We start from the raw sequence: 23,778 nt of genomic DNA on the forward strand, positions 1-23,778 counted from the left end.
CGTGACCCTCGACCCCATGACGCTGGCCCTCAACATGGCCGAGACGATGCTGCTGGCGACGGACAGGCCCGGGCGCTCGTCCGAGGAGATAGGGCGGATCTCGGATACGGTCCACAAGATGCTGTCCGCAGCCGGCCACGACATCCCGGCGGAACGCATTGCCAGGGAACTCGAAGCACGGTTCGACGTCTGGGTTCCCCGTGAGGTCTGGGTCGCGGATCCCAAGGGCCATGCTCCGTGGCTGGCCGACCGACACGAGAAGATCGAGTGGTCCTACTGGGACCGCTACAAGACGTGGTTGACGCGCCGCTCGGGCTGGAAGCCGCCGGCCGTCGAGTCACTCAGTGACTCGACTGACACGGTGCTGTCCCTGCTGGAGGATCCCCTGCGGCCCGGTGAGTGGTCGGTGAAGGGGCTGACCTACGGGCAGGTCCAGTCCGGGAAGACCGCGAACTACACTGGCCTGATCTGCAAGGCCGTCGACGCCGGGTACCAGGTCGTCGTGGTCCTCACCGGTGCACACGAGAGCCTGCGTCACCAGACCCAGACTCGCCTGGACCTTGAGTTCCTCGGGTTCAACAGCCGGTTCACCCGCCAGCAGACCGCGGAGTCGATCGAGGTCGGCGTTGGCAACCTCGGTATGAGGAATCCGCGGCTCTGCCAGTCAATCACCACCAGGGACAAGGACTTCAGTGTCGGGGCGTTCGAGAGCACCAGGACCGACCCGCGGAGGGTTTGCCTGCTCGCGGTAGTCAAGAAGAACGCCCGGATCCTCGCGAACCTCCGCGACTGGCTGGGCAACTTCGCGACGGAGCAGGCCGATGGACGGCGCCTGATCACCGAAGTCCCGCTGCTGCTGATCGACGACGAGGCCGACTACGCGTCCGTCGACACCAAGAAGCCCCGCCGCGGGGGAAGCGCGAGCGACGCCGAGCACGACCCGACCCGGATCAACCAGTGCATCCGGGACGTGCTGAGTCTGTTCGAGAAGCGTGCATACGTGGCCTACACCGCAACACCGTTCGCCAACATCTTCATCTCCGACGAGATCGACCACCCGGAATACGGTGACGACCTCTTCCCACGGAGCTTCATGGTGGCTCTCAGCCCACCGTCGAACTACTGCGGTCCCGAAGTGGTGTTCGGACTGGAGGATCCGACGGCGGACGTCGTCCGTGAACCCCTCCCCGTGATCCGGGACGTGGCGGACGAGGCCGCGTGGATGCCGGATGGCCACACGAAGGACCACCAGCCACCATCTGAGCTTCCCGCCTCGCTGAGGCAGGCAATCGACGCGTTCGTGCTGGCGACCGCCGCGAGGAAGGCGCGCTCCGAGTACTTCGGGAGCCGTGCCGGCCACAACACGATGCTGGTCCATGTCACGCGCTTCAAGGCAGTCCAGTTCGCGGTGGCACGCCAGTTGAAGGAACACCTGCGAGCGATGGACGACCTCTGGGGAGATCGCGGTGCTGCGGGAACCGCCCTGCGCGAGCGACTCAGGGATCTCTGGGAGCAGGACTTCGTTCCCACCTACGCCGAGCTCGCCGACCGCTCTGATCTGACCGGTCTGGTCGGGGAGCCCCTCGAGTACGACCAGGTCGAGTCCGTGATCGGTGAGGTGCTCACCGAGTGCGCCGACGGGGTAAAGACGATCAACGGTGAGGCTGCGGACGTTCTGGAGTACGAGTCCAACACTCCGGCGACCGTGATCGCCGTCGGTGGTGACAAGCTCTCCCGTGGTCTGACACTGGAGGGGCTGACGGTCTCATACTACCTGCGGGCGTCGCGGACGTACGACACGCTCATGCAGATGGGCCGGTGGTTCGGTTACCGGAGTGGGTACCTCGACGTTACCCGGCTCTACACCACGCGGGAACTCGTCGATTCCTACGTCCACGTCACGCGGGCGAACCGGGAGCTGATGGATCTCGTGTCGTCCCTTGCGGCAGCTGGCCTCCGGCCCGTCGACGTCGGTTTGCGTGTCCAGGACGGGTACGAGCACCTGCAGGTCACCGCTGCTGCCAAGATGCGGAACTCCACCGTTCTCACGTTGTCCTCTGCCGGGCAGCGTCCGGAGACCCTGTACATGCGGACCACCGAACAGGCCATGGTGGAGAACCACGCCCGACTCGAGCGCCTCGTCGACGCGATCAAGGACTACGAACCAGTTCCGGAGGAACTGAGGCACGGCGCGAAGGGGCTCATGCGAAGTGGCGTGCCGGCCGAGGTGGTCATCGAGTTCCTCGACGGGTTCGCCGCCTCGTCGAAGATACTGCAGGCGCGACCGCAGAGCCTCGTGGAGTACATCACCAGGCAGAACGGGCAGGGAGAGCTGACCAACTGGACCATCGCGGTCACAAGTGGCAGCGCCGCGACGACCTTCGCCGCCGGCGGTGAGACCTTCCGTATGGTCAAGCGCAAGCTGCTGGGCAGCGCTTCCACGATCTCTGCAGGCACCGACTTCCAGGTCGGCGTCCTGGTCAGTCCCGACCACGAAGCCATCGGACTTCCGCAGGACGTGCACGATCGTGCCTTCGAGGCCACGCGCCGGGAGTTCTCGCGAAGGAAGGACCGAGCACCCCAGCGGCCGAGCGGTGCGGAGATCCGTCGCCATCGGGATCCGCGCGAGGGCCTCCTACTCGTGTACCCGGTGGATCCCACTGGGCGAGTTGAGGGTATCCAGCCGGAGGGCGTTCCTATGGTCGGTTACGCGTTGTCCCTTCCCAACTCCGATACGGCGACGCCCACCAGGTACCGCGTCAACGAGACGTATCTCCGCGAACTTCAGCAGATGGTCGAGGATGACGACGACGTCGAGGGAGACGACGAGTGACGACGGTCGACGCCGAGGAGATCGCAGGACTGTTCGCGACGATCGAGCAGGCACAGGGCACGGGCTACGGAAGTGCCAGGCGTCGTCTTCTCCCGGACAGCCCGCTGGACATCTTCCTCGAAGTTCGCTTCCCGGGACGGGACCGGGCGTTGGTCATCGCCAGCACGGAGCGGATCGGGGATCGCGATCTCGTCCTCGCGAACGGCCTGACCTGCGCGTTCCATGACGGGCACGTCGAGGTGGTCGCGCAGTCGGCCACGGACCCGCAGATCTTCTGCGCGCTGCTCGCGGACCTTCTCGACCACCTCCAACGCACCAGCGTCGGGCCGGCGGCGGCAGTCGTCCGTCGGATCGGGTCATGGCAGCGGATGCTCGTGCGCGGCCTCGGCGACGCGCTCGGGCCGGAGGCCAGGGTGGGCCTGTTCGGCGAGCTCCTGGTTCTCCGAGACCTCGTCGTGCCGGCTCTTGGAGAGAACGCCCTCGCCGCGTGGCAGGGGCCGCAGGGCGGTCCGAAGGACTTCGCCTGGGCGGCCTGGGGACTGGAGGTCAAGTCCATGGGCGGCACTCGTGCCCGACTGCGCTGCCGGATCCACGGCGAGGACCAGCTCGACGACGCCTCGTACGACTACCTGGCGCTCGTCCACCAGACGCTGCTCAGCGGTGCAGGAGGTGTGAGCCTTCCTGATCTGGTCGACGAACTCCGTGCCCACACCGCGCTCACCACTCAGCAGGCCGCGCTCGAGAACAACCTCCTCGAAGCCGGCTGGCTCGACGCGCACAGGTCCCACTATGAGGGGGAGCGGTGGTTGCTCACGGCCAGACGGTGCTTCAGGGTGACTGACGGCTTTCCACGGGTGGTCCCGCAGATGCTGCCGAGGGGTGTGCGAGGCGTCGCCTACGACATCGACCTCGGAGTCTGCGCGGACGCGGCTGTCGATGAGGACCAGGTTCGTGCTGTACTTGGCGCCCAGACAGTCAGTACACCCAGTGGAGGGGCACGTGACGGGCAGTGATCTGAGGGAGTTCGCGGAACTCCTGTACGAGGAGGCCCGGTCACGGACCGACTCGCCCGTCGGAACCATGTTCAACGGTGCGTTCGTGGAGGCGTTCCGGGAGTACCTCGTAGAGGACGGCAGTATCGAGGACATCGAGTCGGCCTACTGCAGGAAGCAGATCGGGCGGAGCGTCGCGGAGGCGTACGGCTACGGCCTCCAAGACGAGGACACCGTGCTCGACGTCATCATCGCCGAGCACGGCTGGAAGGCCGAGGTGATGCGCAAGGCCGAGGTGCAACGCGCCGTCCGCCGAGCGCAGGTCTTCGTGGAGAAGTGCCGTACCGGGCTGTACCTCGGCATGGAGGAGACGGACCCGGCGTATCCGATGGCGAAGCGGATCCACGACGTCTGGCCCGCCCTGAACCGGGTACGGATCTTCCTCTTCACGGACGCGCGCGTCACGGTGGACTCAATGCCACCAGGTGAGATCGACAGTCTGCGATGCACGTACGAGGTGTGGGACATAGCCCGCCTCCACCGCCTGGCCTCCTCGGGACGGCGGAGCGAGGAGACGGTCATCACGCTTGACGAGTTCGGTGGCCCTCTCACCTGCCTGGCTGCCCCCGGCGACGCCGACTACCAGTGCTTCCTCGCCGTCCTGCCAGGGGCACTCCTCGCAGAGCTGTACGAGCGCCACGGGGCGCGGCTCCTGCAACGGAACGTACGGGCGTTCCTGCAGGCCCGTGGAAAGGTGAACAAGGGCATCGGCGAGACGGTGAGGGAGAACCCCGGCCGTTTCCTCGCGTACAACAACGGGGTGTCGGCAACGGCCACGGCAGCGGACACGGAGTACCTGCCCGACGGTTCGTTGGTGATCGCCAGCCTGACCGACCTGCAGATCGTGAACGGCGGACAGACCACCGCCTCCCTGCACCGTGTCTGGCTGGGTGATCCGTTGGCTCTCGCCACCGTCAGAGTGCCCGCGAAGATCACTGTTGTCCGGCCGGAGCTGCTCGACGATCTCGTACCGAGGATCTCGCGGTACGCCAACTCCCAGAACGCCATCAAGGAAGCCGACTTCGAGGCCAACAGCCCGTACCACGTGGAGCTCCAGGAGCTGTCTCGTTCGGAATGGGCGCCCGCTCCCGAAGGAAGTACCCAGATGACCCGCTGGTACTACGAGCGCGTCCGCGGGCAGTACCAGGTGGACTTGGGTCGGGCGCGTGTTCGGCACCAGCTTCCCGACTTCAGGCGGGAGAACCCGGTCGGTCAGAAGTTCGGCAAGACCGACGTCGCCAGGTACGAGTTGACCCACCTGAAGCGCCCGCACGACGTGGTCCTCGGAGCCGAGAAGTGCTTCCGGCTGTGGACGGAGGACGTTGTCGCGCGGTTCGACGGTACGCCTGACAGGCGCTACTTCCGCGAGGTCGTGGCGAAGCTGATCCTCTTCGAGCACACCCGGAAGATCATCCAGCGCATGAGGCTGGGCGGATACCTCGGACCGACGACGGCGTACACCGTCGCACTGATGGTCGACCGGCTCGGGGAGGCGGTCGATCTGGAGCGGATCTGGAGGGCCCAGGGGCTTCCGCAGAGGATCGCTGATCTCGTCCCGACACTCGCGGCCGATGTGGTCAGACCGCTGCTCGTCGATGCTCCCGGTTCCGGGAACGTGGGGGAGTGGTGCAAGAAGGTCCAGTGCTGGGAGAGAGTTCGTGATGCCGACTGGCATCCCAACTAGTGAGGAAATGGACAGGAAGGCGCCGACCGGCTGAGAGGTGATTGCGACAGCGAGCTGAGGCACGAGTGGGTGAGATCCGCCCCCCGGCAGCCGTCTCCGTAGTTTGGGCCACTAGTCTGACCTTCTGGATTGACTAAGCGTCAGTGAGCGACTCCTGGACACGGGAACTGGCCTGCGGAAATAGCTGATCGGGGATCTGGCTTGATCGCGACGGGGTGAGTGTGGTCTCCTGGTGCTCGGCCTTGTTAGTTGGATGGAGGTTGTAGGGTGGGGGAGGATTTTCCTGTCCTGGAGAAGGGGAAGTACGGCGTCCCCCTCGAGCGGAGCGTCCCCTACGAGCCGCGCCCTCACAAGGACAGCTGCAAGCCGGAGGACTTCGCGGCCTGGCTTGAGGGGCGGCGAGAGGACGAACTGCTCGCCGTCGATCTGTTCTCCGGCGCGGGTGGCCTCAGCCTGGGCCTCGAGCGCGCGGGCTGGACTGTCGCAGCCGCCGTGGACCACGACACACGCGCCCTGCAGACGCACGCTGCCAACTTCCCAGGGCTCAGCCTCGACCTTGATCTGGGTAGCCCGACCGACCGCGACCGTCTGTTTGATCTATTCCGTGATGTCAGGGTCGACCTCGTCGCCGGAGGCCCGCCCTGTCAGCCCTACAGCCGTGCTGGTCGCAGCAAGATCCGTAGTCTGGTCAGCCAGGGCAAGAGGGATCGGGAGGACCTGCGTAAGCAGCTCTGGAAGGCGTACCTCGAGATCGTCATCACACTCCAGCCTCGCGCTGTTCTCATGGAGAACGTGCCGGACATGGGGCTCGGCGACGACTTCTTCGTCGTCCGACGGATCCAACAGGACCTCGAGGAGGCCGGCTACGTAACCGAGGTGCGGCTGGTCGACGCATGGAAGTACGGCGTGCCGCAGCACCGGAAGCGCCTGATTCTGTTGGCCAGGAACGACGTCGACGAGTTCACGTGGCCGGCGGAGACGGAGATCACGACCCTCCGCGACGCGATCAGTGACCTCCCCGGGCTCGGGGAAGACGACTACGGGGACCGGCGGCTTTCATACACGATGCCCAAGGGCATCTCCGACTTCGCGCGCGAGATGAGGAAGGGCACCAAGGGTGTGGTCTGGGACCACATGACCCGGCGTGTCCGCCCGGACGACAAGATCATCTTCCAGCACATGGAGTCGGACACTCTCTACTCCGACCTTCCCGAGCAGTACCAGCGCTACAACCCGGAGCAGTTCACTGACAAGTACAAGAAACTCGCCTGGGACGAGCTCAGCCGGACGATCACGGCTCACATCGCCAAGGACGGCTACTGGTACATCCATCCCGAGCAGATCCGCACGCTCACCGTCCGGGAGGCTGCTCGTGTACAGACCTTCCCCGACAGGTTCCGGTTCGCCGGGGGGCGCAGTGACGCCTTCCGCCAGATCGGCAACGCGGTTCCGCCCTTCCTCGGTGAGGCGGCTGCCAGGGCACTGCGGCCCGTCGAGGGCGGGGAAGCGCCTGAGGGAGGCCTGAAGCCGTACTGGCTCGAGGTGCGGCAGGAGCTCTCCGAGTGGGCGAAGAAGAAGCGTCGAGGGAGCCACGCATGGTTCCTCCTTCCCGGCAAACAGCTGAAGCCCCTGCATGCCGCCGTGGTCTCCGTTCTTGCCGGCTCCCGAGCCCAGGCCCATGTTGCCGGGATTCTGGACGTGCTCCGAAGGAGGGCGGGCCTGGACCGGGAGCTCTTCGAAGCACTTCTCGAACGGGCGCCCACCGCCGCGAGCAGGAAGGCGTTGGAACGGCTCGAACCCGTCGTGGACAACGACGGCGCCTGGGATGAGCCGGGCAAGGTTCCGGACCTCCTCGGTCTCAAGCCAGCCGAGACTTCGCTGTACCGGCTCCTCATCAACGAGGACCTGCTGCTCGCTGGACAGGGGCCCGTCCGCGTTGCAGCGCGTGTCAACGGTAGTGAGGATCCGCGGAAGAACCAGTTGAGCGATGGCAGGGTCAGTCTCGCGAAGATCGTCGGCGCTGGTGAGGATGCCCCGCTCAGAATGGCGGCCATACGTCTGATCGGCATGTCGCTGTGCCGGGAGAAGGACCCGCTCTGCTTCAGCTGTCCGTTGAGGGAACGCTGTGTCGAGTACGGGCGACGGACGGAAGAGCAGATGGAGCCCGAGGGTGAGCGGACGCGTCAGTCGCGTTCCCAGCTCTTCTGATCGCTGGCCGTCGCATCCGACGACGCTTCCTGCCCGAGGGCGGCAGAACGCACCCGTTGAGCTGCTGCTCCCGGGTCCTTCCGGACCTCACACTCCCAGATGCGGATGACGAGCCAGCCAGCGTCCTGTGCAGCCCTCGTGTTGCGGCTGTCGCGAGCCTGGTTGGCTGTGATCTTCTCCCTCCAGAGCTGCGCGTTGGGTCCTCGAAACTCCCGTACCCCGTGCTGTGGGCACCCGTGCCAGTAGCAACCGTCCACGAACACCGCGACGTGCCACCGGGGCAGTATGAAGTCGGGTGTACAGCGGGGTGCGACGGCGCGGTGAAGACGGAACCGGAGCCCGAGCGCGTGGACGGCCTTCCGCAGTGCGATCTCCGGCCGGGTGTTACGCGTGACGCGGCCCCGGAGATGGTTCCCGCGCTCCGTGCTGACCCACGCCTGCTCTTCCACTTCAACCACGTCTCCAACACTCGGCTACCGGAACCTCGGCCGCCAGTGGTACGGAGAGATCCCAATCGTGTCCAGATCTACCAGACGCGCCCCGACCCGGAGGGTCTTCCGGACGATCTGGAAGTGCACGCCCTCGGACGGAAGGACCGGATTTCTCAGAACGTCCAGCACCTGTGGCAACCCGGACGGCCTGCCCAGCTTGAGCAGGTACCTCAGCGAGATCGCGGACATGTTGGGCACGGGAAGTGGCCCGAGGCACAGCTGCTGCGGCGTGCCCACGCACCAGGTCCAGTCGATGCTGTCGAAAGCCGGCCAACTGTCGGGCAGCTCGGCGGTGGCGGTGTCGGACCGGAGTTCTCCCCGAAGACGGTCGAGCTGCCTGGCAGCCGAGGAGGCCCAGTTTTCGATCTTCACGACCTCGGTGGAGGTGACCGCGTCGATCGGCCACTTGATCTCGACACAGAGCCCGATCCGTCGCACCGGGTCAACGGCGATGACGTCCAGGTCACCGGCCCGCTTCCCGCCCGCCCGGTACGCGGGTACCCGTTCGGCGACCAGCGTCCCCGGCACGCCAGCAAGCCACTCCGTCCAGGCGGCCGCACGCTCACCCTGTGCCCGTCCCACGGAACCGAAGCGTCGGAAGTCGGACGCAGCAGACCGGAGCACGATGGGGTCGATCGCTCGGGGCGTCAGCAGTGGTGGGCAGAGGATGATCCTCTCGCCGTGTCGTACGAGCGGCGAGGTCCTGGCGGAGCGTCCCCGCCGGAAGAGCAGTCGCTGCACCGCGGCGACCCGATGCTCCTCCGGGACCGTGGGACACATCTCGGCCAGGACCGCGTGGAGCTCCGGTAGGTGCATGTGGGCAAGAGTGCTCTCCAGGCGGGAGAGGCGGACCGCCGTGTGCTCACAGAGCGAGGCCAGACCCATGAGTACGGCCAGGACACGCGCCATGCTCCCCACAGTCAGACCGTCACCGAGGGCGAACGAATCTGGTAGGTAGCCCTCCGGTAGCGCCTGTCGGTACGCCGCCATCGCGGCGCCAGCACGCTCGACGGCAGCCGCGAGGACCTTGACCGGGGGTCCGACTCGCGAGTCGACGGGTCTCGTGGAGATCCACCGCCGCTCGGTCTCGGACAGAGCGGGGACGTCGTGGGGCAATGCTCCTTGCTCGAGGTATATGTCGGCAACCTCGACGGCGGGATCCCAGCGATGGCGAACACGGAGGACATCCCGCGACCGACGAACCTCGTAGGCCCCCGCCCGGATGCTGGTCTCCAGCGCGTCAAGGCGTGCGAGGCCGGCCACAGCCGCCACCAGCTCCACGGCGGCGTCCTCGCGGAAGTCGTGCTCGCCCAGAGGCAGTTCGTGATGCCACTCGATAAGCTGCGCCAGGACGGTCTCCCAGGGCACATCCGTCTCCACACCAGCCGTGATCTCCATCGCGCGCAGTTTCGTCGCAGCCCTGAGAAGGCCGTAGATGCGATCGGAGCCCGAGGCCCAGGCCGTGTGCTGCCGTACCTGGGCGCGTCGGTCGACGATCGCGTCGAGGAGTTCCGCTTCCGGTGTCACCGATCTCGCTCCTGCTCTCGAATTCCTGCTTGGACGCGAACGGCTGTGCATGGGGTGGGGCGGACCGCCCCACCCCATGCACCCGCTCAGAGGGTGGGATCCCAGTAGCCGACGCGGCTTCCGTCGGGTGAACCGAAGAGATGCCAGCGGGAAAGGTTCCTGTTCCAGAACTGGCAGGCAGTTTCGGGGAGTTGCAGACAACCGTGATCCGCCCCATTGTTCGCGAGCATGCAGTTCGGGTCGTAGAGACACGAGTCGTTGTCGACCGCGCGTGTCACGACCGCGTCCAGGTTCTGCTCGAGAACGGTGCGGAGGGCTCCGAGACTGAACTCGCTGCCACCGTTCGGATAGACGGCGAAGGCGAGGTCGTGTGGGAACAGATACTCCGAGAGGCTCGTCTCGCTGTAGCCGCTGTCCACCGCCAGAGCGCGAAGGAGCTGGTGCGAGAGCGAATGGAGCAGTCCGAAGAGCTCGTGGACAGGCAGGTCCGGGTCACCCTCGGCAGGCCGACTCTCCAGTCGGAGCGACTCGCCGTCCGTACGCCCGAGCTGGTGGACCAACCATCGGGTGACGCCGCCGGCCTGCCGGAGATCGGCGGCGGTGACCAGCCTGTTCCGGACCAGCCACCGACTGACCCGCTCACGGTCCACAGGAAACAACAACGCCTCGGCCTGGGTCGGGTGCGCGTACAGCAGTGTGCTCACGGGTGCCCCTCGCGAGGCCCGACCCCGGTACGGAACGAGGTCCGCCTCCTCAGGACTGAAACCGGTCCTGCTGTATCCGATGGCCAGGTAGGTGACGGGCAGATCGCTGATCAGGCAGGTCTCCGCGCCCAGCCCAGCTTCTTCCAGCACCGCGGGGTAGCGCTCGTAGAGCGCTCGACGATCCGGTGTCCGGGCCTCCGCGATGAGCCGTGGAATGCCCAGCCGATCCAGGTTGAGCACCCGTCGGTAGGTGTGAAGCTCGCTGGCGAGCGCGTGAGCGGCCTCGCTGTCCGGGTCGAGTGACAGGCTCTTCGAGACGCGTTCCTTCAGCCCGTCGACCTCCACCGGCATGAACTGGGCACGCAGGGCCTCGGCGTTCGTCGACAGCCCGGCCTCCTCCATGGCCCGGATGCTGTCCAGGACCACTTGGGGGACATCGACGGTGCGTCCGTCGGTGAGCCTCCTGAACTCGTCCTCGGTGATCTCGCCCAGCCACCAGCCCAGCACGGCGGCGGTGTACACCGGATTGCGGAGACGCTGGGCTTCCTGGGTGCTCGTGACGTTGACCAGCGTCAGGCCCTGGCCGACGTGGGCGGCTCCCGCGCTGTGCAGGAGCGGACTCATGTACTTGTCGGAGTAACTGCAGGACGGGTTGTTGCAATTCCACTGCACCGGCAGGTGGAATCCGCACCGCATGCACTCCCACCGGAAGTCACGGAACCGGCTGGCCCGGTCGTCGAGCTTGAACCGGTTGTGGCCTCGCGGGCACGTACGCGGCGGAAGCATCTGCGCGACCTCGCCACAGCGGTGGGCGAACACGAACTGTAGCTGGCGGTTTCCCACGTTGTTGCCGCAGGCAGGACACGGCGGCGGCCAGTCGGTGCCCGGTCGCGGGTCGTCGGCCGGCCAGACGTGTCCACACCGACCGCTGGCACAGCGGACCACACGGGGCCAGATCCGGCAGAAGACCTTTCCGGGCACGACCACCTCGTAGTGACGAGCGGCCATGGGCCCGTCGCTGGGGAACTCGGGAGCACGGTCAACGCCCTGTGCCACCGTGTGACCGGCCACGCGCCACCGGCGAACGAACCTCATGGCCTCGGCGACGAGGTGGTCGCGGTCGAGCGATGGACCGTCGAACTCGTCGTCACGCCCGTACTGCACCACCTGGGTGGTGTAGCCGGCCCGGTGATCGAAGGTCTGGCCTGGCCGGTACCGGTACAGGACCTGGCCGCGGTCGCGGGCCATGTCGTCGTTCCTGGGGGTGAACGCCATCACGACCTCCGGTCGGACAGGACGTAGAACGGGAGTCCCTCGGACACGTCCCGCAGGCTGGTCATGGGCTTGTGCTCAAGCCCCAGGTAGTCGCCCGTGGCCCGGTACCCGCGCGCGCCGCCGGCCGCGATACCGGCAGCCGCGCCGGCGGACCTTATGCTCGCCAAGGCACGCTCGACCATCGTCTCGAGGTCGTCGCGAAGCTCCTCGGCGTCCGGCCGTCCGGTGTGGAAGGCCGCGTGGAGGGACTCCAGCAGCCGGGTGAGCGTCAGCGAGTCCAGTCCCCCTCGGCGCCGGTCGCCAAGCGCCATCTGCATCCGGGACAGGTCGTGGAGGTGGGAGGGGGCGTGTCCGGCCTGCCACCAGTCCCGGTTTCCGATCTGGAGCACCTGGCCCATGAGGATGCCGGGAAGCGTACGGCGGACCGCGAACCGACTCCACCGGTTGATGGCCACGGGCTCGACCATCCGGTCCAGGTACTCGTGGAACTTTCCGTGGTACCTGAAGTGCGAGCGGTCCCGCTCCCGGACGGGGTTGAAGAGCATGAATACCAAGCCGTGGAAGGCGCGACCGACCCGGGACGACGCCTGGATGTACTCGGCCATGGAGCGCGGCATCCCGTTGAACAGCATCACGTTCAGGCGGTCCACGTCCACGCCGTGACTCACCATGCTCGTCGCGACGACCATCCCCGTGCTTCCGCTCGGTGAACCCACGTCGTCCAGGACGGCACGCACCTCGTCCAGTGGGGTCTCACCCTTCAGCTCTGCAACCACCAGGTCCGGATAGCCTTCCCTGCGCAGGGCTTCGTTGACCTGTGTGTCGAGAGATCGCCTGATGCGGCCGAAGTCGACCAGCGTGGTGGCGTAGGTGAGACTCGTCCGGTACAGGTCGACCGCGGTCTGCAGTTCCTCCGGGGGCCAGGAGGCGAGGTGGTCGGGAAGGTCCTGACGTCGCTCGAGCTGCCAGAGAGCCCGATGTGCCGAGGTCAGGATCCTGACCAGGGTCATCTCCGCCGTTCCGCGAGTGGGCATCACGCCGACGAACCTGCGCAGGGGCCGGTCCCGGTCCAGCCGCCAGTAGAAACTCTCCTCGAGGTTCGGGCCGGGCAGGGGGACGACGACTGACCTGAGGCCGAAGAGGTGCTCGCACTGCCTGTCCTCGCCCCGGATGGTGGCGGTCGTGGCGACGACCTTCATCCGCACCCGTCGCCCGTCCGGACGTTGCCGCGACGACAGCTCGCGCTGCACCTCCGCCAGCAGCCCCTCGTAGTGGCCCGAGAACGCACCCAGCTCCTCGTTGACCATGTGGAGCTCATCGATGATCTCGAGAGAGGGAGAGGGATCGTACAGCGGCCTGGACAGCGGCTTCGGCGGTTGCTTCGGATGCCCTGCGGCCTGACGTTCGTGGCACTTGCCGCCTCGCCCGAAACCATGGAGGGGACAGGAGCAGTCGACGTCGCCGAACAGAGCACCGAACCGGTCGGAGAGGCCGATGTTGGCCAGCTTGTCCAGGGTGCCCACGACGACCGCCGGCAGGTACCGGTAGATCTCCGAGTCCACCACGACGATGGGCAGCTTCTTCCCGCATTGCGGATTCGTGCAGACATGTTCCAGTCGCAGGTGCGAGGGGTCCGGCGGAGGAATCTCCACCGAGCGCTCACCACAGTACGGACAGTCGTGCACGAGGCGGTACCGGTGCCGAGCCTCCGCGCTGGAGCGAAGACGGGCCAGCAGCCCCGAGTCGGCGGTGAGGGAGTTGGGCGTGTTCCCCGCACCGGCGTAGAAGCCGATCGCGAAGGTCCAGCCGGGGTCTCCACCCACCGCCCTCAGCATGTCCCCGCGTCGTTGCCGGACGGTGTCGGCCGCCGCCACCACGTCAAGCTGGCGCTGCGTCTGCTGGAGCGTCAGCAGGCGCAGGGGGAACCTGCACCAGGCGGACACTCCGGCCCACTTGCCTCGTGCCCTGTCGTAGAACATGGCGACTAGGACGAGCCCGAGGTACGCCTCGGTCTTGCCACCCCCGGTGGGGTACCAGACGACAGTGGCGGCCTCGGTGGGATCGACGTTGCTCTCGTCCCCCCACAACCCCGGAGCGAAGAGGTTCTCCGGATGCTCCCGCCACGCCAGGGCTCCGAGCTGGCTCACGATGGCCACCAGCTGGAAGAGCCGCCAGCCCCGGCTGGGACGCTCCCTGAGCCGGTTGACCTCCGTCATGGTCTCGTTCGCGAGCCGGAACGCGAGCAGCAGGCGTGGATCGCGACGCAACCACGAGACGCCGTCCCGGAAGCGGGCCACTTCGAGAGCCGACGCCGCACGGTCGGCGTCCTTCCTCCGCGCCAGTTCGGGAGTGCCCTCCAGTTCCTCCGAGTCCCACACCGGGCTGGCCAGGTACGCCTCCATCTCGTCAGCAAGCGCGTCCAACACCGGCAGCGGATCCGAGCTGAGGCTCCCGTAGTCCCATCGCTCGTCGGTCCGCGCGACCGCACGGTAGGTGTCGTGAACGGGCACGGGCACGCTCCGCACCCCCACGAGCTGCTTCCCGTGCCACCGCGGCTCCACACCGCAGTTGTTCGCGTATGCCGCAAGCTCCCCCGAGTAACGGTAGGCGTCAGCTCCGAGATCCATCGTGATCGGCAACAGACGGTCGCCCTCGACGTCCAGACCAGCCCGGAAGAGGAAGCTGTCCCGCGACTCGTCCCGACGTGTACGGCCGGCATTCCTGCCGCGCCCCTGCACCGTCACGACGGGGTCCTTGGAGAGGTTCTGCAGCGTCGCGGTGACCCTGAGCCGCCCGGGGGCGACCGGCCTCACCGTCAGGAGCACGCGCGCGTCCGGGGACGGAACGACCGGAGTACCGACGATCTCCGAGCCAAGCCACTGCTCGAAGGTGTCGTCGTCCAGCATGGCCCCGGGAGGGACGAGGCGCTCGCGGCGGTCGTCTCCGGTCCGGCGATCGATTCGGGGGTCCCGTAGTGCCAGTTGCACCGCTTGGTCGAAGGCGCGACGAAACTCGCCCCGAAGCACCTCGCGGACGCCAGCCTCGTTGCCGAGTACGACCTCGACCGGTCCGACCCCCACACCCAGTCGCCGGAACGACGGTGCGAGACGATACGGCTCGTCCCGCTTACCAGCCCACTCCAACTGCTGAGCCCTGGTTGGCAGCGTCGCGTAGTAGAACGCTGCGCAAGCCCGCACGGTCACCGTGCTCGAGTTCTCCGCCTCGAACTCGAAGCCGAGACTGTCAGGAGTGGCTCGTCCGAGCCGTGCTGCGGCGCCTTCCCCGTCGGCGTTGTGCGGCCCCAGACTCTCCATGAAGTAACGGGCACTCGGTGGCTCGCCGAGACAGAGGTCGCCCTCGGACTCGCCGGTCGCGTCGGCCACGACCCTGTTCACCAAGTACTCGACCATGGCCGTCTGTTGGGCGATGGTGGGCTCCGAGGACCGAGCGCTCACCTCGCCTCCCGACTGGCAGCCGCGCACACCGGCCTGCGATCCGAGTGGAACGACTTGGGCATAGCCGACCAGGCGACAGAAGTAAGCGGGGCCATGCTCATCGGCGCGGTGCAAGGACGCGATGTGCTCCGCGGCGTTCGAGACCGGAGTGCGAACCCCATGCCTGAGGCTTGGCTGGGCGAGGGAAGCGCGGAGGGGAGCACGCGCGGCAACCGGTGGGTGGGCGACGGCGGACACGCCGAGCCGACCCGTAGGACAGCAATGTCCACGAGATCTCCAGGTCCGCGAGCTGGAAGCCGCCATGGCACGGCGCCATGGCCGGACATCTTCCACTCATCCGGACCACAGCAGGATGAGACGCCCGGACTCCGGGTTTCAAGCTCTCACACCTTGGCGAGGGAGATTGTCCGGATCCGGTGCATCGGTAGCTGAAATAACATCATAATGCAACGACCGATGGAGGGTTGACCTGAAGAACTGCCGGAGGTGATCGCCCTCAACGCGGCGATGGCACACTGGTCGAATGATCAGGGAACCAGCCGAAGTCGTCGTGAACGATGACGGGACCGTGGAGATCCCCCTCGGAGTGCTCGCCGAAGCCGGTCTCGATCCAGGTTCCCGGATCGTTGTCTTCAGCGACGGTGACGGCCGCATTGTGCTCCGGCGCCAGGAGGACGCGATCCGGGACCTCCTCGAGCGTGGCCATCTCTGACCGTCGCCTTCAGGGGGCCGTCACAGAAGCGCTGACGGGAAGACGACGCGACCAAAAGCTGTCGCCAAGACGGGCAGCCCCCCGATTGGGGCCTCGAAAGCCGCCAGCTCGTCCCATGCCTCGCGGACGCGCTCTTGGAGGAGGGGCAGATCGTCGGCGTGCACGGCCCCGAGTGATCGGCTGTCTGAGAGTTGCCTCCGACGCCACCGACCGTCACGATGGCGTCGCCGGCTGTTGAGCGGTGGCTGTGTTCTGAGTTGCGTCTGGTGCTCGAGCAGCAGACCGCAGATCCTGGGTCCGAGAGCGGCGGCACGCTCCTTCTCGGACTGCGGCAGAGAGTCCAGGATGCTTGGCCACTGCACCACGACTACGCGCTCCCATATCTCGGGAGGAATCGTGTTCGCCAGATGGTGGCTCTCGCCGATCGGGAGGTCGCGTAGGCGTCGTCCGGCCTGCTCGGTCTGTCCCACGTACGCCAGGCCCGTCGTAGTCAGGTGCACGCCGTAGAGAACAGGACTGGCGAGTTCCGCTTGGTCCGGAAGCTCCGACACGAGGAGTTCACCGACGCGGTGAGCGAACCTGTAACGCTGGTCCTGCCACTCTTCCAGTTCGTGGACGCTGCCCACCAGGATCTGCAGTGCCTCTTGCCAGGCTTGGTACGCACCCGCGCGTCGTGTTGTCGCCACGAGGCGGATTCTCCCTGACCTGGCGAAGAAACGAATCAGCGAGAACCAGTCGTTGTGCGGTCGGCTGAGGCATGTAGATGTCGTACAGTCGAGCTCGGGGGTGCTGGGTCTCCGCCCCCCGGAACGGCGAGATGCGGCTTCTGGCGGCAGCGGGCCGACGGGCCGTTGGTTGGCGCTGGGCTCCAGGGGGCGCGTTCGACATGTCGACCGGCGGGGTTGGCGCGTCGTGCCAGATCCGTGCCAGAACGGGCGGTGAACGACGGTCGGAAGCGGTCAAGAACGACCACCCCGAGAGCTCGGCTGATCGGGCATCACCGCACGTCAGAGGCCATTTCGGACGTGAATTCCCAAAGATTCCCAAGCTTAGAGCGCGAGTTCGATTCTCGTCGCCCGCTCCAGCAGTAAAGCCCCAGGTCAGCGACCTGGGGCTTTCGCATTGTCTGGACCAATTCACACCTGCCGTGCCGAATCCACGCCTGATCGCTCCGGAACAGCAACCGCCCCCCGGGCAGAGTGTGCTCGGTGGGGGCGCCAGGAGCAGCCCTCAGCCGGCGGTGCCGAGGGTTTCGGCGAGGCGGGCGTCCTGGTCGGGCGAGAGGCCGAAGCGGATGCCGCGCGGGCTGTAGGAGTCGCTGCAGAGCAGCACGCGGCTGGTGCGGGCGGTGTCGCCGCCGCTGAGAGGAGAACCCTCTTCGAAGTACCACGTCCCGCCGTCCCAGAAGGGGTGGTCGAGCAGGGCCTCGGCGAGGGCGGCCGCGGCCTCGGCCGGAGTGCCGATGGTGGCGAGGGCGGCGGCGACGGTCGCGGTGGCGTCGGCCGGCAGGTCGACGTCGCCGAGGACAGGCAGCAGGAGGAGCAGGCGGGCATGCGGGTCGGTGATCCCCGGTCCGGCGCCGGGGTGCTCGGCGACGTGGACCAGCTCTCGCCAGGCGAGCCCGGGGCCGGCGAAGTGGGCCTCGATGCTGGCCAGCGAGCGTGGCCGGTCCCAGCCGGGGTGGGTCACGTAGTAGTCGACCCCTTCGTCCTCGGTGAAGTTGCGGTGGACGATCAGGATGCTGTGGCCGTATCGCATGGGCAGCCGGATGACGGGCCAGGTGGCCGGGGCGGAGAGCCGCTCGTATGCGGCGTCCACGTCCGCGCCGTCTGCGCCGAACAGCGCGGGCTCGGGACCCAGACCCTCCCCCTCGGCGAGCCAAAGCAGGTAGGCGGCCCAGAAGCCGGGCAGGTGGACCAGTTCCTCGCCGGTGGCAAGAGACTCGTTCTCGTATCCAGGGATCAGCACACGCGCATGCTGTCACCTGGTGCCGACATGGTGCGGTGCGGGACGCCGCGGGGTCTCGCAAGCCAAGGCGCCTGCGGGGTAACGGCGGGACGTGGGCTGCTGTCGGCTGCGCGGCGTTGCGGCCGCGCGACCGTGCAGCCGCAGGTGGGTCGGCGGCGCGGTGGGCGCGGGGGTGGGCGGAACTGTCCGTGGCCGGGTGCCGTCCAAGCAGTGACGGGATGCCTGCCCGGGGTGAATGCCGGGGGGAGTGCGGAGGGCCCAGTGCAGTCAGGTGGTGCCGAGGTGAACCTCGGGTGCGCGGGTGATTGTCGTGCGGGCTCTGCGGTCGCGCCGCAGTGGTGGCCGGTGCTCGCGCCGGGGGTGACGGCCGGTCAGCTGGACGCCGCGCGGAGGTGTGAGGCGCTGTTGGGGGACACCGTCGACGCCGTGCGGCCGGCGCTGGTCTGGCGGGTGGCGGGGCCCCGGGTGGGGGCGCGGTTGCCGCTGCCGGGGCGGGAGTCGGAGGCGCACTGGTACGTCGCCCGCGGCCGGGATCTGCTCACCGTCGTGTCGCCGTTCCGGTGGGTGGAGCTGGCGGGGGCGGTGGAGCGGCACTGGCGGCGCCAGGGGTGGACGATCACCTCGGTGAACGCCGGGCGGGACCGGCCGGGGGTGGCTGCCGTCACTCGGGACGGGTACCAACTGGCCTTGGTTATCGGCGAGTTCGGCGAGGTGGCGGTGACCGCGGCTTCCCCCGGGGTGGCCGGCCCGGTCCGGCGGGCGGCCGGCGGCGCGGCGCCGCTGCCGGAGGTGCACTGTCCGTACTGGAGCTCGCCGGTGTGAGGTGGGGGGGGGGGGGGGGGGGGGGGGGGGCCCCCCCCCCCCCCCCCCCCCCCCCCGCCTCGTCGGGCGGCTTCGGCGCTGCCGCTCCCCCCGACTCCCCGGCAGCCCCGCCGTTTCCCCCCTGGTCGCGCTCTCCGGCGAGAGCGGTCCGCACGGACCCCGGCGAGCCCCCTCCCCGGGGACGTCGTGCTCTCACGCTAACAAACCGCGTGGTTGGTTTGTCAATAGTCGGATCCACGAAAAATCCACAACCACGGCGATGGTTCTCGAACCACCGCCACACTTGCTTCACCGGGCAGTTCGTCGGCTCGGCGGAGCGGCCTGCCCGGTGCCCGCGCCCGTTCCGGACGGCGACCCCGCGGTGCGTGTGCGTCGCCGGGAATCCGACATTCCGAGAATCATGGCAGCACCCAGTGACACCGCGCGAGTGCTTAGCGCAGTCGAGGGTGAAACCGCTCAACGCAGGAGTCGCCGCTCCTTGGCCACGGCCACTGCCCCGGACCGGGTCTCCACGCCCAACTTGTCGTAGATCCGCCCCAGATGGGTCTTCACCGTCGCCTCGCTGATGAACAGGGCCCGGGCGATCTCCCGGTTGCCCAGGCCGTGCGCCAGCTGCTCCAGGATCTCCTGCTCCCGCTCGGTGAGCTGCGGCGCGGGTGCCCGCATCTGCGCCATCACCCGGGAGGCGACCGGCGGCGAGAGCACCGTCCGGCCGCGGGCGGCCGCGTGGACGGCGGCGAACAGCTCTTCCGGCCGTTCCGCCTTCAGCAGGTAGCCGGTGGCGCCCGCGGCGATCGCCCGGGTGATGTCGGCGTCGGTGTCGTAGGTGGTGAGCACCAGGACGTGTGGCCCGCCCGGGGCTGCGGTGATCCGCCGGGTGGCCTCCACGCCGTCGATGCCCCCGCCGAGCTGGAGGTCCATCAGCACGACCTGCGGCGCCAGCTTCGCGGAGAGCGCGACGGCCTCCTCCCCGGTGCTCGCCTCGCCGACCACGTCGATGTCGCCCGCGCTGGCGAGCAGCGCCAGCAGCCCGGCCCGCACCACCGCGTGGTCGTCGCAGACCAGCAGCCGGACAGGGGTCGCGTTCATCGGTGCTCCAGGGGGATCGCGGCGGAGACGACGGTGCCCTCGCCGGGGGCGCTCTCCACGGTCAGCCTGCCACCCAGCTGCCGCAGTCGGGCCCGCATGGCCGGCAGGCCGTACCCCCGGCCACCGCCAGGACCGGCCGCGGCGGGGTCGAAGCCGCGGCCGTCGTCGGCGACGTCCAGCACCGCCTGGTCGCCCAGGAAGGACAGCGTGATCGCCGCCGTCGAGGCCCCGGCGTGCTCGCGGACGTTGGCCAGCGCGCCCTGGGCGATCCGCAGCAGCGCGGACTGTGCGGCGGCGGGCAGCGGTACCGGGACGCCGTCCAGGTGGAAGCGGACCGGCAGCCCGCTCTCGGCGGACTCCCGCTCGGCCAGCGCCCGCAGCGCCCGGTCGAGGGAGCGGCCGTCGGCCAGGTCGGCCGGCGCGAGGCCGTGGACGAAGCGGCGTGCCTCGGCCAGGTTCCGACCGGCCACCTCGGCGGCGGTGCGCACATGGGTACGGGCGGTCGCCGGGTCGGCGTCCCAGGTGCGCTCGGCGGCCTGCAGCAGCATCTGCTGGCTGGACAGACCCTGCGCCAGGGTGTCGTGGATCTCCATCGCCAGCCGTTCGCGCTCGGCGAGCGTGCCCTCGCGGCGCTCGGTGGCGGCGAGTTCGCGCCGGGTGCGGACCAGGTCGGCGATCAGCGCCCGCTGCCGGGCGGCCTGCCGGGCCATGAACAGGAAGACGCCGGTGGCCAGCGCGGCCACGGCCGGCGGCAGCAGGACGAGCGTGGCGTCCGCCCCGCCGGGCAGCCGGACCTGCGCGATCACCACCAGCAGCGTCAACGCCCCCACCAGCGGGATCGCCGCCCGCGCGGGCAGCGCCCGCAGCGCGGTGTAGATCAGCGGCACGGCGCACCAGGCGAAGCTCGGCGCGAGCAGCACCAGCACCACCCAGAGAGCGACCACCAGGACCAGCGGCCACCGGCGCGGGCGGCCCGGTACGGGCGGTCGGCGGTGGTCGGACCAGGAGGCGGCCGGCTGGGCGACGGCCAGCGCGGCGCTCAGCCCGATCACCCACGGGATCCACGGGCTCCCGGCGTGGTGGGAGAGGTAGCGGTTGAGCGAGGCGGCGAGCAGGAGCAGGAAGGCGGAGTCCAGCAGCAGCGCCAGCCGGCCCGCGTCCGGGTCACCGGCGGAGCCCCCCGCGTCCCGGCCGGTGACGGGCGGGCCCGCGGACGGACGGGGCTGCGGCACGGACGACTCCTGAGGGTGCGCGGTAGAGGGGGCGGGGAGGCCCGGTGGGCGGGGCGCGGCGGGGGCGCGGCGGGCCGGCGCGGCGCGGTGGGTGGGGCGCGGCGCGCGGCGCACCGACCCGCGCCGATACCTCGATCCCTCGATGGTGACCCGTCCGGCCCGGTCCCGCATCAGCCGATCGGTTGACGGCGTCGTCCCCCGTCCTGCCCGGACGGCCGCGCCGGAACGTCGATGCCGCGCGGCCGCGCCCGGCCGGAGGATCGAAGCAGTGCCGAGGCGGGCAGTGCCTGCCGCCCGGCCCCTGATCCGCCGTGCGGTCCGATCTCCGCCGCACGGCCCGCAGATCCCGCAGAACCGTCGAGGAGCTGGACCATGAAGAAGACCTCCAAGACCTCCGTCCGCACCGGGTGCTGACCGGCACCGTCGTCGCCGCCGCGCTCGCCGCCGCAGGCGTGGGCGCCGTCTCGGCCAGCGCCGAGACCACCGGGACCCCGGCGGCACCGGCCGCCGCCAAGGCCGACACCCGGGACGGCAACCTGGTCCAGTCCACCGGTCTGACCATCGACGCCGCCACCCGCGCCGCCCAGGCCGCCCTCGACGCGGCGACCAGGGCGGGCCAGCACGTCGCGGTCGCCGTGGTCGACCGCGACGGCGTCACCCGGGTCCTGCTCAAGGGGGACGGTGCCGGTCCGCAGGCCCCGGAGTCGGCCGAGCGCAAGGCCTTCACGGCGGTCTCCTGGAACGCCCCGACCTCGGAGCTGGCCAAGCGCCTCGCCCAGGCTCCGAACCTGAAGGACATCCCGGGCACCTTGTTCCTGGCCGGAGCTGCTCCGGTGCAGGCCAAGGGCGCTCCGGTGGCCGGGATCGGCGTCGCGGGCGCGCCCAGCGGCGACCTGGACGAGCAGTTCGCGCAGGCCGGCGTCGCCGCCCTGGCCAAGTGACGGGCGCCGGCGCCGGTCTGCGACCCACCGACCCGGGCCACTGACGGCCCGGGCGACGCCGCCGGCCGGTCGGCCCGCCCCCGTGGCCGACCGGCCGGATGTTCGCATTTCGGATGAGCCGTCGCGAATGTCCCCGTTCGGGTGAACGCCGGAAGGGTCGTCGCAGAACAGACGGTGACCCTTCGAAAAGCCGGTGTCGTTGTCAGTGCCGCGTGGCAGGCTTCCCGCTATGACGGCGTGGACCCTCAACGACATCGAACGTGCGATCCGCTCCTCCTGGGGTGTCGACACCTGTGCGCCCGAGGACCTGGCCCACTGGCGTCCGGACAATCCCGCCCGCGGCCAGTGCGGAGTGACGTCGCTGGTGGTGAACGACCTGCTCGGTGGCGAGCTGATGATGGGCGAGGTGCACGTCGACGGGGTCCGGACGGATCTCCACTGGTGGAACCGCTTCGCCAGCGGCTTCGAGATCGACCTCACCCGCGAGCAGTTCGGGCCGGCCGAGCTGGTCGGTCCCGGCCGTCCGGTCGCCCGCCCGGCCCGCCCCGGCCGGCTCCAGGCCCAGTACGAGCTGCTGCGTCACCGCGTGGTGACCGAGCTGGAGCGCAGCGCCGCCGCCAGCCGCAGCCACCGGCGGGCCCGTATCTGCGCCTGACGGCACCGGGTTCCGCCTGCCCGGGGGCTGCACCGCCGCTGACGTACAGTCGGCCACGAACGGGCTGCCGGGGACGGCTGCTACGGACGGGCCGCCACGAACGGGCGGCAACGGCGACGGGAGTGCGCGGATGACCGGGGCGACGACGGTCGGCTTCGTGGGGCTGGGTGCGATGGGGCGGGGCATGGCCGGCAGTCTGCTGCGGGCCGGCCACACCGTACGGGTCTGGAACCGCTCGCCCGGGCCGGTGGCCGAGCTGGCGGCCCGGGGCGCGCAGGCCGCGGGCACGCTCGCGGAGGTCTTCGCCGCCGACACGGTGGTCTCCATGCTGGCCAACGACGAGGCGGTGGAGCAGCTGCTGCTCGACCCCGAGCTGCTGGCGGGCGCGAACGCGACCCTGCACGTCAACATGGCCAGCGTCTCGCTGGCCCTCGCCGAGCGCGCCGCGGCGCTGCACGCCGAGCACGGCATCGGCTACGTCGCCGCGCCCGTCCTCGGCCGGCCCCCGGTCGCCGCGGAGGGAAAGCTCAACATCCTCGCCGCGGGCGCGCCGGAGCTGCTGGAACGGGCGGAGCCGCTGTTCGCCGCGATGGGCGAGCGCACCTGGCGGTTCGGTGACAGCCCGCAGCAGGCCAACACCGCCAAGATCAGCGCCAACTTCCTGCTGGCCTGCGCGATCGAGTCGATGGCCGAGGCGTGCAGCCTCGCCGAGGCGCACGGGGTGCGGCCCGCCGACCTGATCGGGATGCTCACCGGCACGCTCTTCCCCGGGCCGGCCTACTCCGGCTACGGCGCGATGATCGCCGAACGCCGGTACGAGCCGGCCGGTTTCCGGCTTCCGCTGGGCCTGAAGGACGTCGGCCTGGCGCTGACGGCCGGGGCCGAGCGCAACGTCCCGCTGCCCTTCGGCGGCATCCTGCGGGACGCGTTCCTGGACGCGCTGGCCCACGACGACGGTGACAAGGACTGGGCCGCCGTCGCCGAGGTCGCCCGCCGCCGGGCCGGCCTGCCCGACTGACCCGACGCGTTCCGAGGACGGGTCCGAGGGGCCGCTTGACGGAACACCGGGCGGGCGGAAGACCGGGCGGACGGAGCGGCGGCCGGCGACCGACGAAGCAGCGGTCGGACGA

At 69.2% G+C, this 23,778-nt stretch carries 17 protein-coding genes; 8 read left to right on the forward strand and 9 right to left on the reverse strand.

Annotated elements, in window-relative coordinates:
• Position 1 precedes the first annotated feature (1 nt).
• The 4 genes from ACGF07_RS10340 to ACGF07_RS10355 all read left to right on the forward strand — a co-directional run bounded on the left by ACGF07_RS10340 (position 2) and on the right by ACGF07_RS10355 (position 7,777).
• Positions 2–2,833, forward strand: a complete 2,832-nt coding sequence (locus tag ACGF07_RS10340) for a Z1 domain-containing protein (RefSeq protein WP_392897144.1) — start codon at positions 2–4, stop codon at positions 2,831–2,833.
• Positions 2,830–3,846: a PD-(D/E)XK motif protein gene (locus tag ACGF07_RS10345; protein WP_392897146.1), complete on the forward strand. Its 1,017-nt coding sequence runs from the start codon at positions 2,830–2,832 to the stop codon at positions 3,844–3,846. Before ACGF07_RS10340 ends, ACGF07_RS10345 begins: the two co-directional genes overlap by 4 nt.
• Positions 3,833–5,569: an AIPR family protein gene (locus ACGF07_RS10350; RefSeq protein WP_392897148.1), complete on the forward strand. Its 1,737-nt coding sequence runs from the start codon at positions 3,833–3,835 to the stop codon at positions 5,567–5,569. Before ACGF07_RS10345 ends, ACGF07_RS10350 begins: the two co-directional genes overlap by 14 nt.
• A 267-nt stretch (positions 5,570–5,836) precedes the next feature.
• Complete coding sequence (locus ACGF07_RS10355; RefSeq protein WP_392897150.1) at positions 5,837–7,777, forward strand: DNA cytosine methyltransferase; 1,941 nt, start codon at positions 5,837–5,839, stop codon at positions 7,775–7,777.
• Here the strand turns inward: ACGF07_RS10355 and ACGF07_RS10360 are convergent.
• The 7 genes from ACGF07_RS10360 to ACGF07_RS10390 form a co-directional block, all read right to left on the reverse strand.
• Positions 7,753–8,235, reverse strand: a complete 483-nt coding sequence (locus tag ACGF07_RS10360; RefSeq protein WP_392897152.1) for a very short patch repair endonuclease — start codon at positions 8,233–8,235, stop codon at positions 7,753–7,755. The two genes, ACGF07_RS10355 and ACGF07_RS10360, sit on opposite strands and share 25 nt — an antisense overlap.
• A 15-nt stretch (positions 8,236–8,250) precedes the next feature.
• A complete protein-coding gene (locus ACGF07_RS10365; protein ID WP_392897154.1) occupies positions 8,251–9,795 on the reverse strand; it encodes a hypothetical protein in 1,545 nt (514 codons plus the stop codon).
• 86 nt (positions 9,796–9,881) lie between these two features.
• Positions 9,882–11,774: a hypothetical protein gene (locus tag ACGF07_RS10370; protein ID WP_392897156.1), complete on the reverse strand. Its 1,893-nt coding sequence runs from the start codon at positions 11,772–11,774 to the stop codon at positions 9,882–9,884.
• Positions 11,774–15,184, reverse strand: coding sequence for a helicase-related protein (locus tag ACGF07_RS10375; RefSeq protein ID WP_392897158.1), 3,411 nt, complete (start codon positions 15,182–15,184; stop codon positions 11,774–11,776). Before ACGF07_RS10375 ends, ACGF07_RS10370 begins: the two co-directional genes overlap by 1 nt.
• A gap of 541 nt (positions 15,185–15,725) precedes the next feature.
• Positions 15,726–15,935, reverse strand: coding sequence for a hypothetical protein (locus ACGF07_RS10380; protein ID WP_392897160.1), 210 nt, complete (start codon positions 15,933–15,935; stop codon positions 15,726–15,728).
• Positions 15,936–15,961: 26 nt separating this feature from the next.
• Positions 15,962–16,627, reverse strand: a complete 666-nt coding sequence (locus tag ACGF07_RS10385; protein ID WP_392897162.1) for a hypothetical protein — start codon at positions 16,625–16,627, stop codon at positions 15,962–15,964.
• A 544-nt stretch (positions 16,628–17,171) separates the two neighbouring features.
• A complete protein-coding gene (locus tag ACGF07_RS10390) occupies positions 17,172–17,909 on the reverse strand; it encodes a hypothetical protein (RefSeq protein ID WP_392897164.1) in 738 nt (245 codons plus the stop codon).
• 405 nt (positions 17,910–18,314) lie between these two features.
• On the opposite strand from ACGF07_RS10390, the gene ACGF07_RS10395 reads away from it, so the two are divergent.
• Positions 18,315–18,731: a hypothetical protein gene (locus ACGF07_RS10395; RefSeq protein ID WP_392897166.1), complete on the forward strand. Its 417-nt coding sequence runs from the start codon at positions 18,315–18,317 to the stop codon at positions 18,729–18,731.
• A 456-nt stretch (positions 18,732–19,187) separates the two neighbouring features.
• Here ACGF07_RS10395 and ACGF07_RS10400 read toward each other — a convergent pair whose 3' ends face one another.
• Together ACGF07_RS10400 and ACGF07_RS10405 are read right to left on the reverse strand one after the other, a co-directional pair.
• Positions 19,188–19,820, reverse strand: a complete 633-nt coding sequence (locus tag ACGF07_RS10400; protein ID WP_392897168.1) for a response regulator — start codon at positions 19,818–19,820, stop codon at positions 19,188–19,190.
• On the reverse strand, positions 19,817–21,223 hold the full coding sequence (locus tag ACGF07_RS10405; RefSeq protein ID WP_392897170.1) for a sensor histidine kinase: 1,407 nt from the start codon (positions 21,221–21,223) through the stop codon (positions 19,817–19,819). Before ACGF07_RS10405 ends, ACGF07_RS10400 begins: the two co-directional genes overlap by 4 nt.
• A 194-nt stretch (positions 21,224–21,417) precedes the next feature.
• Here ACGF07_RS10405 and ACGF07_RS10410 point away from each other — a divergent pair, with 194 nt between their 5' ends.
• From ACGF07_RS10410 to ACGF07_RS10420, 3 genes are all read left to right on the forward strand, one after another.
• On the forward strand, positions 21,418–21,993 hold the full coding sequence (locus ACGF07_RS10410) for a heme-binding protein (RefSeq protein WP_392897422.1): 576 nt from the start codon (positions 21,418–21,420) through the stop codon (positions 21,991–21,993).
• 229 nt (positions 21,994–22,222) lie between these two features.
• A complete protein-coding gene (locus ACGF07_RS10415) occupies positions 22,223–22,648 on the forward strand; it encodes a hypothetical protein (protein WP_350742838.1) in 426 nt (141 codons plus the stop codon).
• 130 nt (positions 22,649–22,778) lie between these two features.
• Positions 22,779–23,666, forward strand: a complete 888-nt coding sequence (locus ACGF07_RS10420; protein WP_392897172.1) for an NAD(P)-dependent oxidoreductase — start codon at positions 22,779–22,781, stop codon at positions 23,664–23,666.
• Positions 23,667–23,778: the final 112 nt, after the last annotated feature.

Source organism: Kitasatospora sp. NPDC048194 (assembly GCF_043202455.1).
In the GTDB taxonomy this organism is placed as follows: Bacteria; Actinomycetota; Actinomycetes; order Streptomycetales; family Streptomycetaceae; genus Kitasatospora.

Bases quoted from the DNA above. Each gene is read 5' to 3' on its own strand.
- ACGF07_RS10405 (WP_392897170.1), bottom strand. From the start codon at position 21,223: ATGCGGGACCGGGCCGGACGGGTCACCATCGAGGGATCGAGGTATCGG.
- ACGF07_RS10420 (WP_392897172.1), top strand. From the start codon at position 22,779: ATGACCGGGGCGACGACGGTCGGCTTCGTGGGGCTGGGTGCGATGGGG.
- ACGF07_RS10375 (WP_392897158.1), bottom strand. From the start codon at position 15,184: ATGGTCGAGTACTTGGTGAACAGGGTCGTGGCCGACGCGACCGGCGAG.
- ACGF07_RS10415 (WP_350742838.1), top strand. From the start codon at position 22,223: ATGACGGCGTGGACCCTCAACGACATCGAACGTGCGATCCGCTCCTCC.
- ACGF07_RS10380 (WP_392897160.1), bottom strand. From the start codon at position 15,935: ATGGCCACGCTCGAGGAGGTCCCGGATCGCGTCCTCCTGGCGCCGGAG.
- ACGF07_RS10400 (WP_392897168.1), bottom strand. From the start codon at position 19,820: ATGAACGCGACCCCTGTCCGGCTGCTGGTCTGCGACGACCACGCGGTG.
- ACGF07_RS10370 (WP_392897156.1), bottom strand. From the start codon at position 11,774: ATGGCGTTCACCCCCAGGAACGACGACATGGCCCGCGACCGCGGCCAG.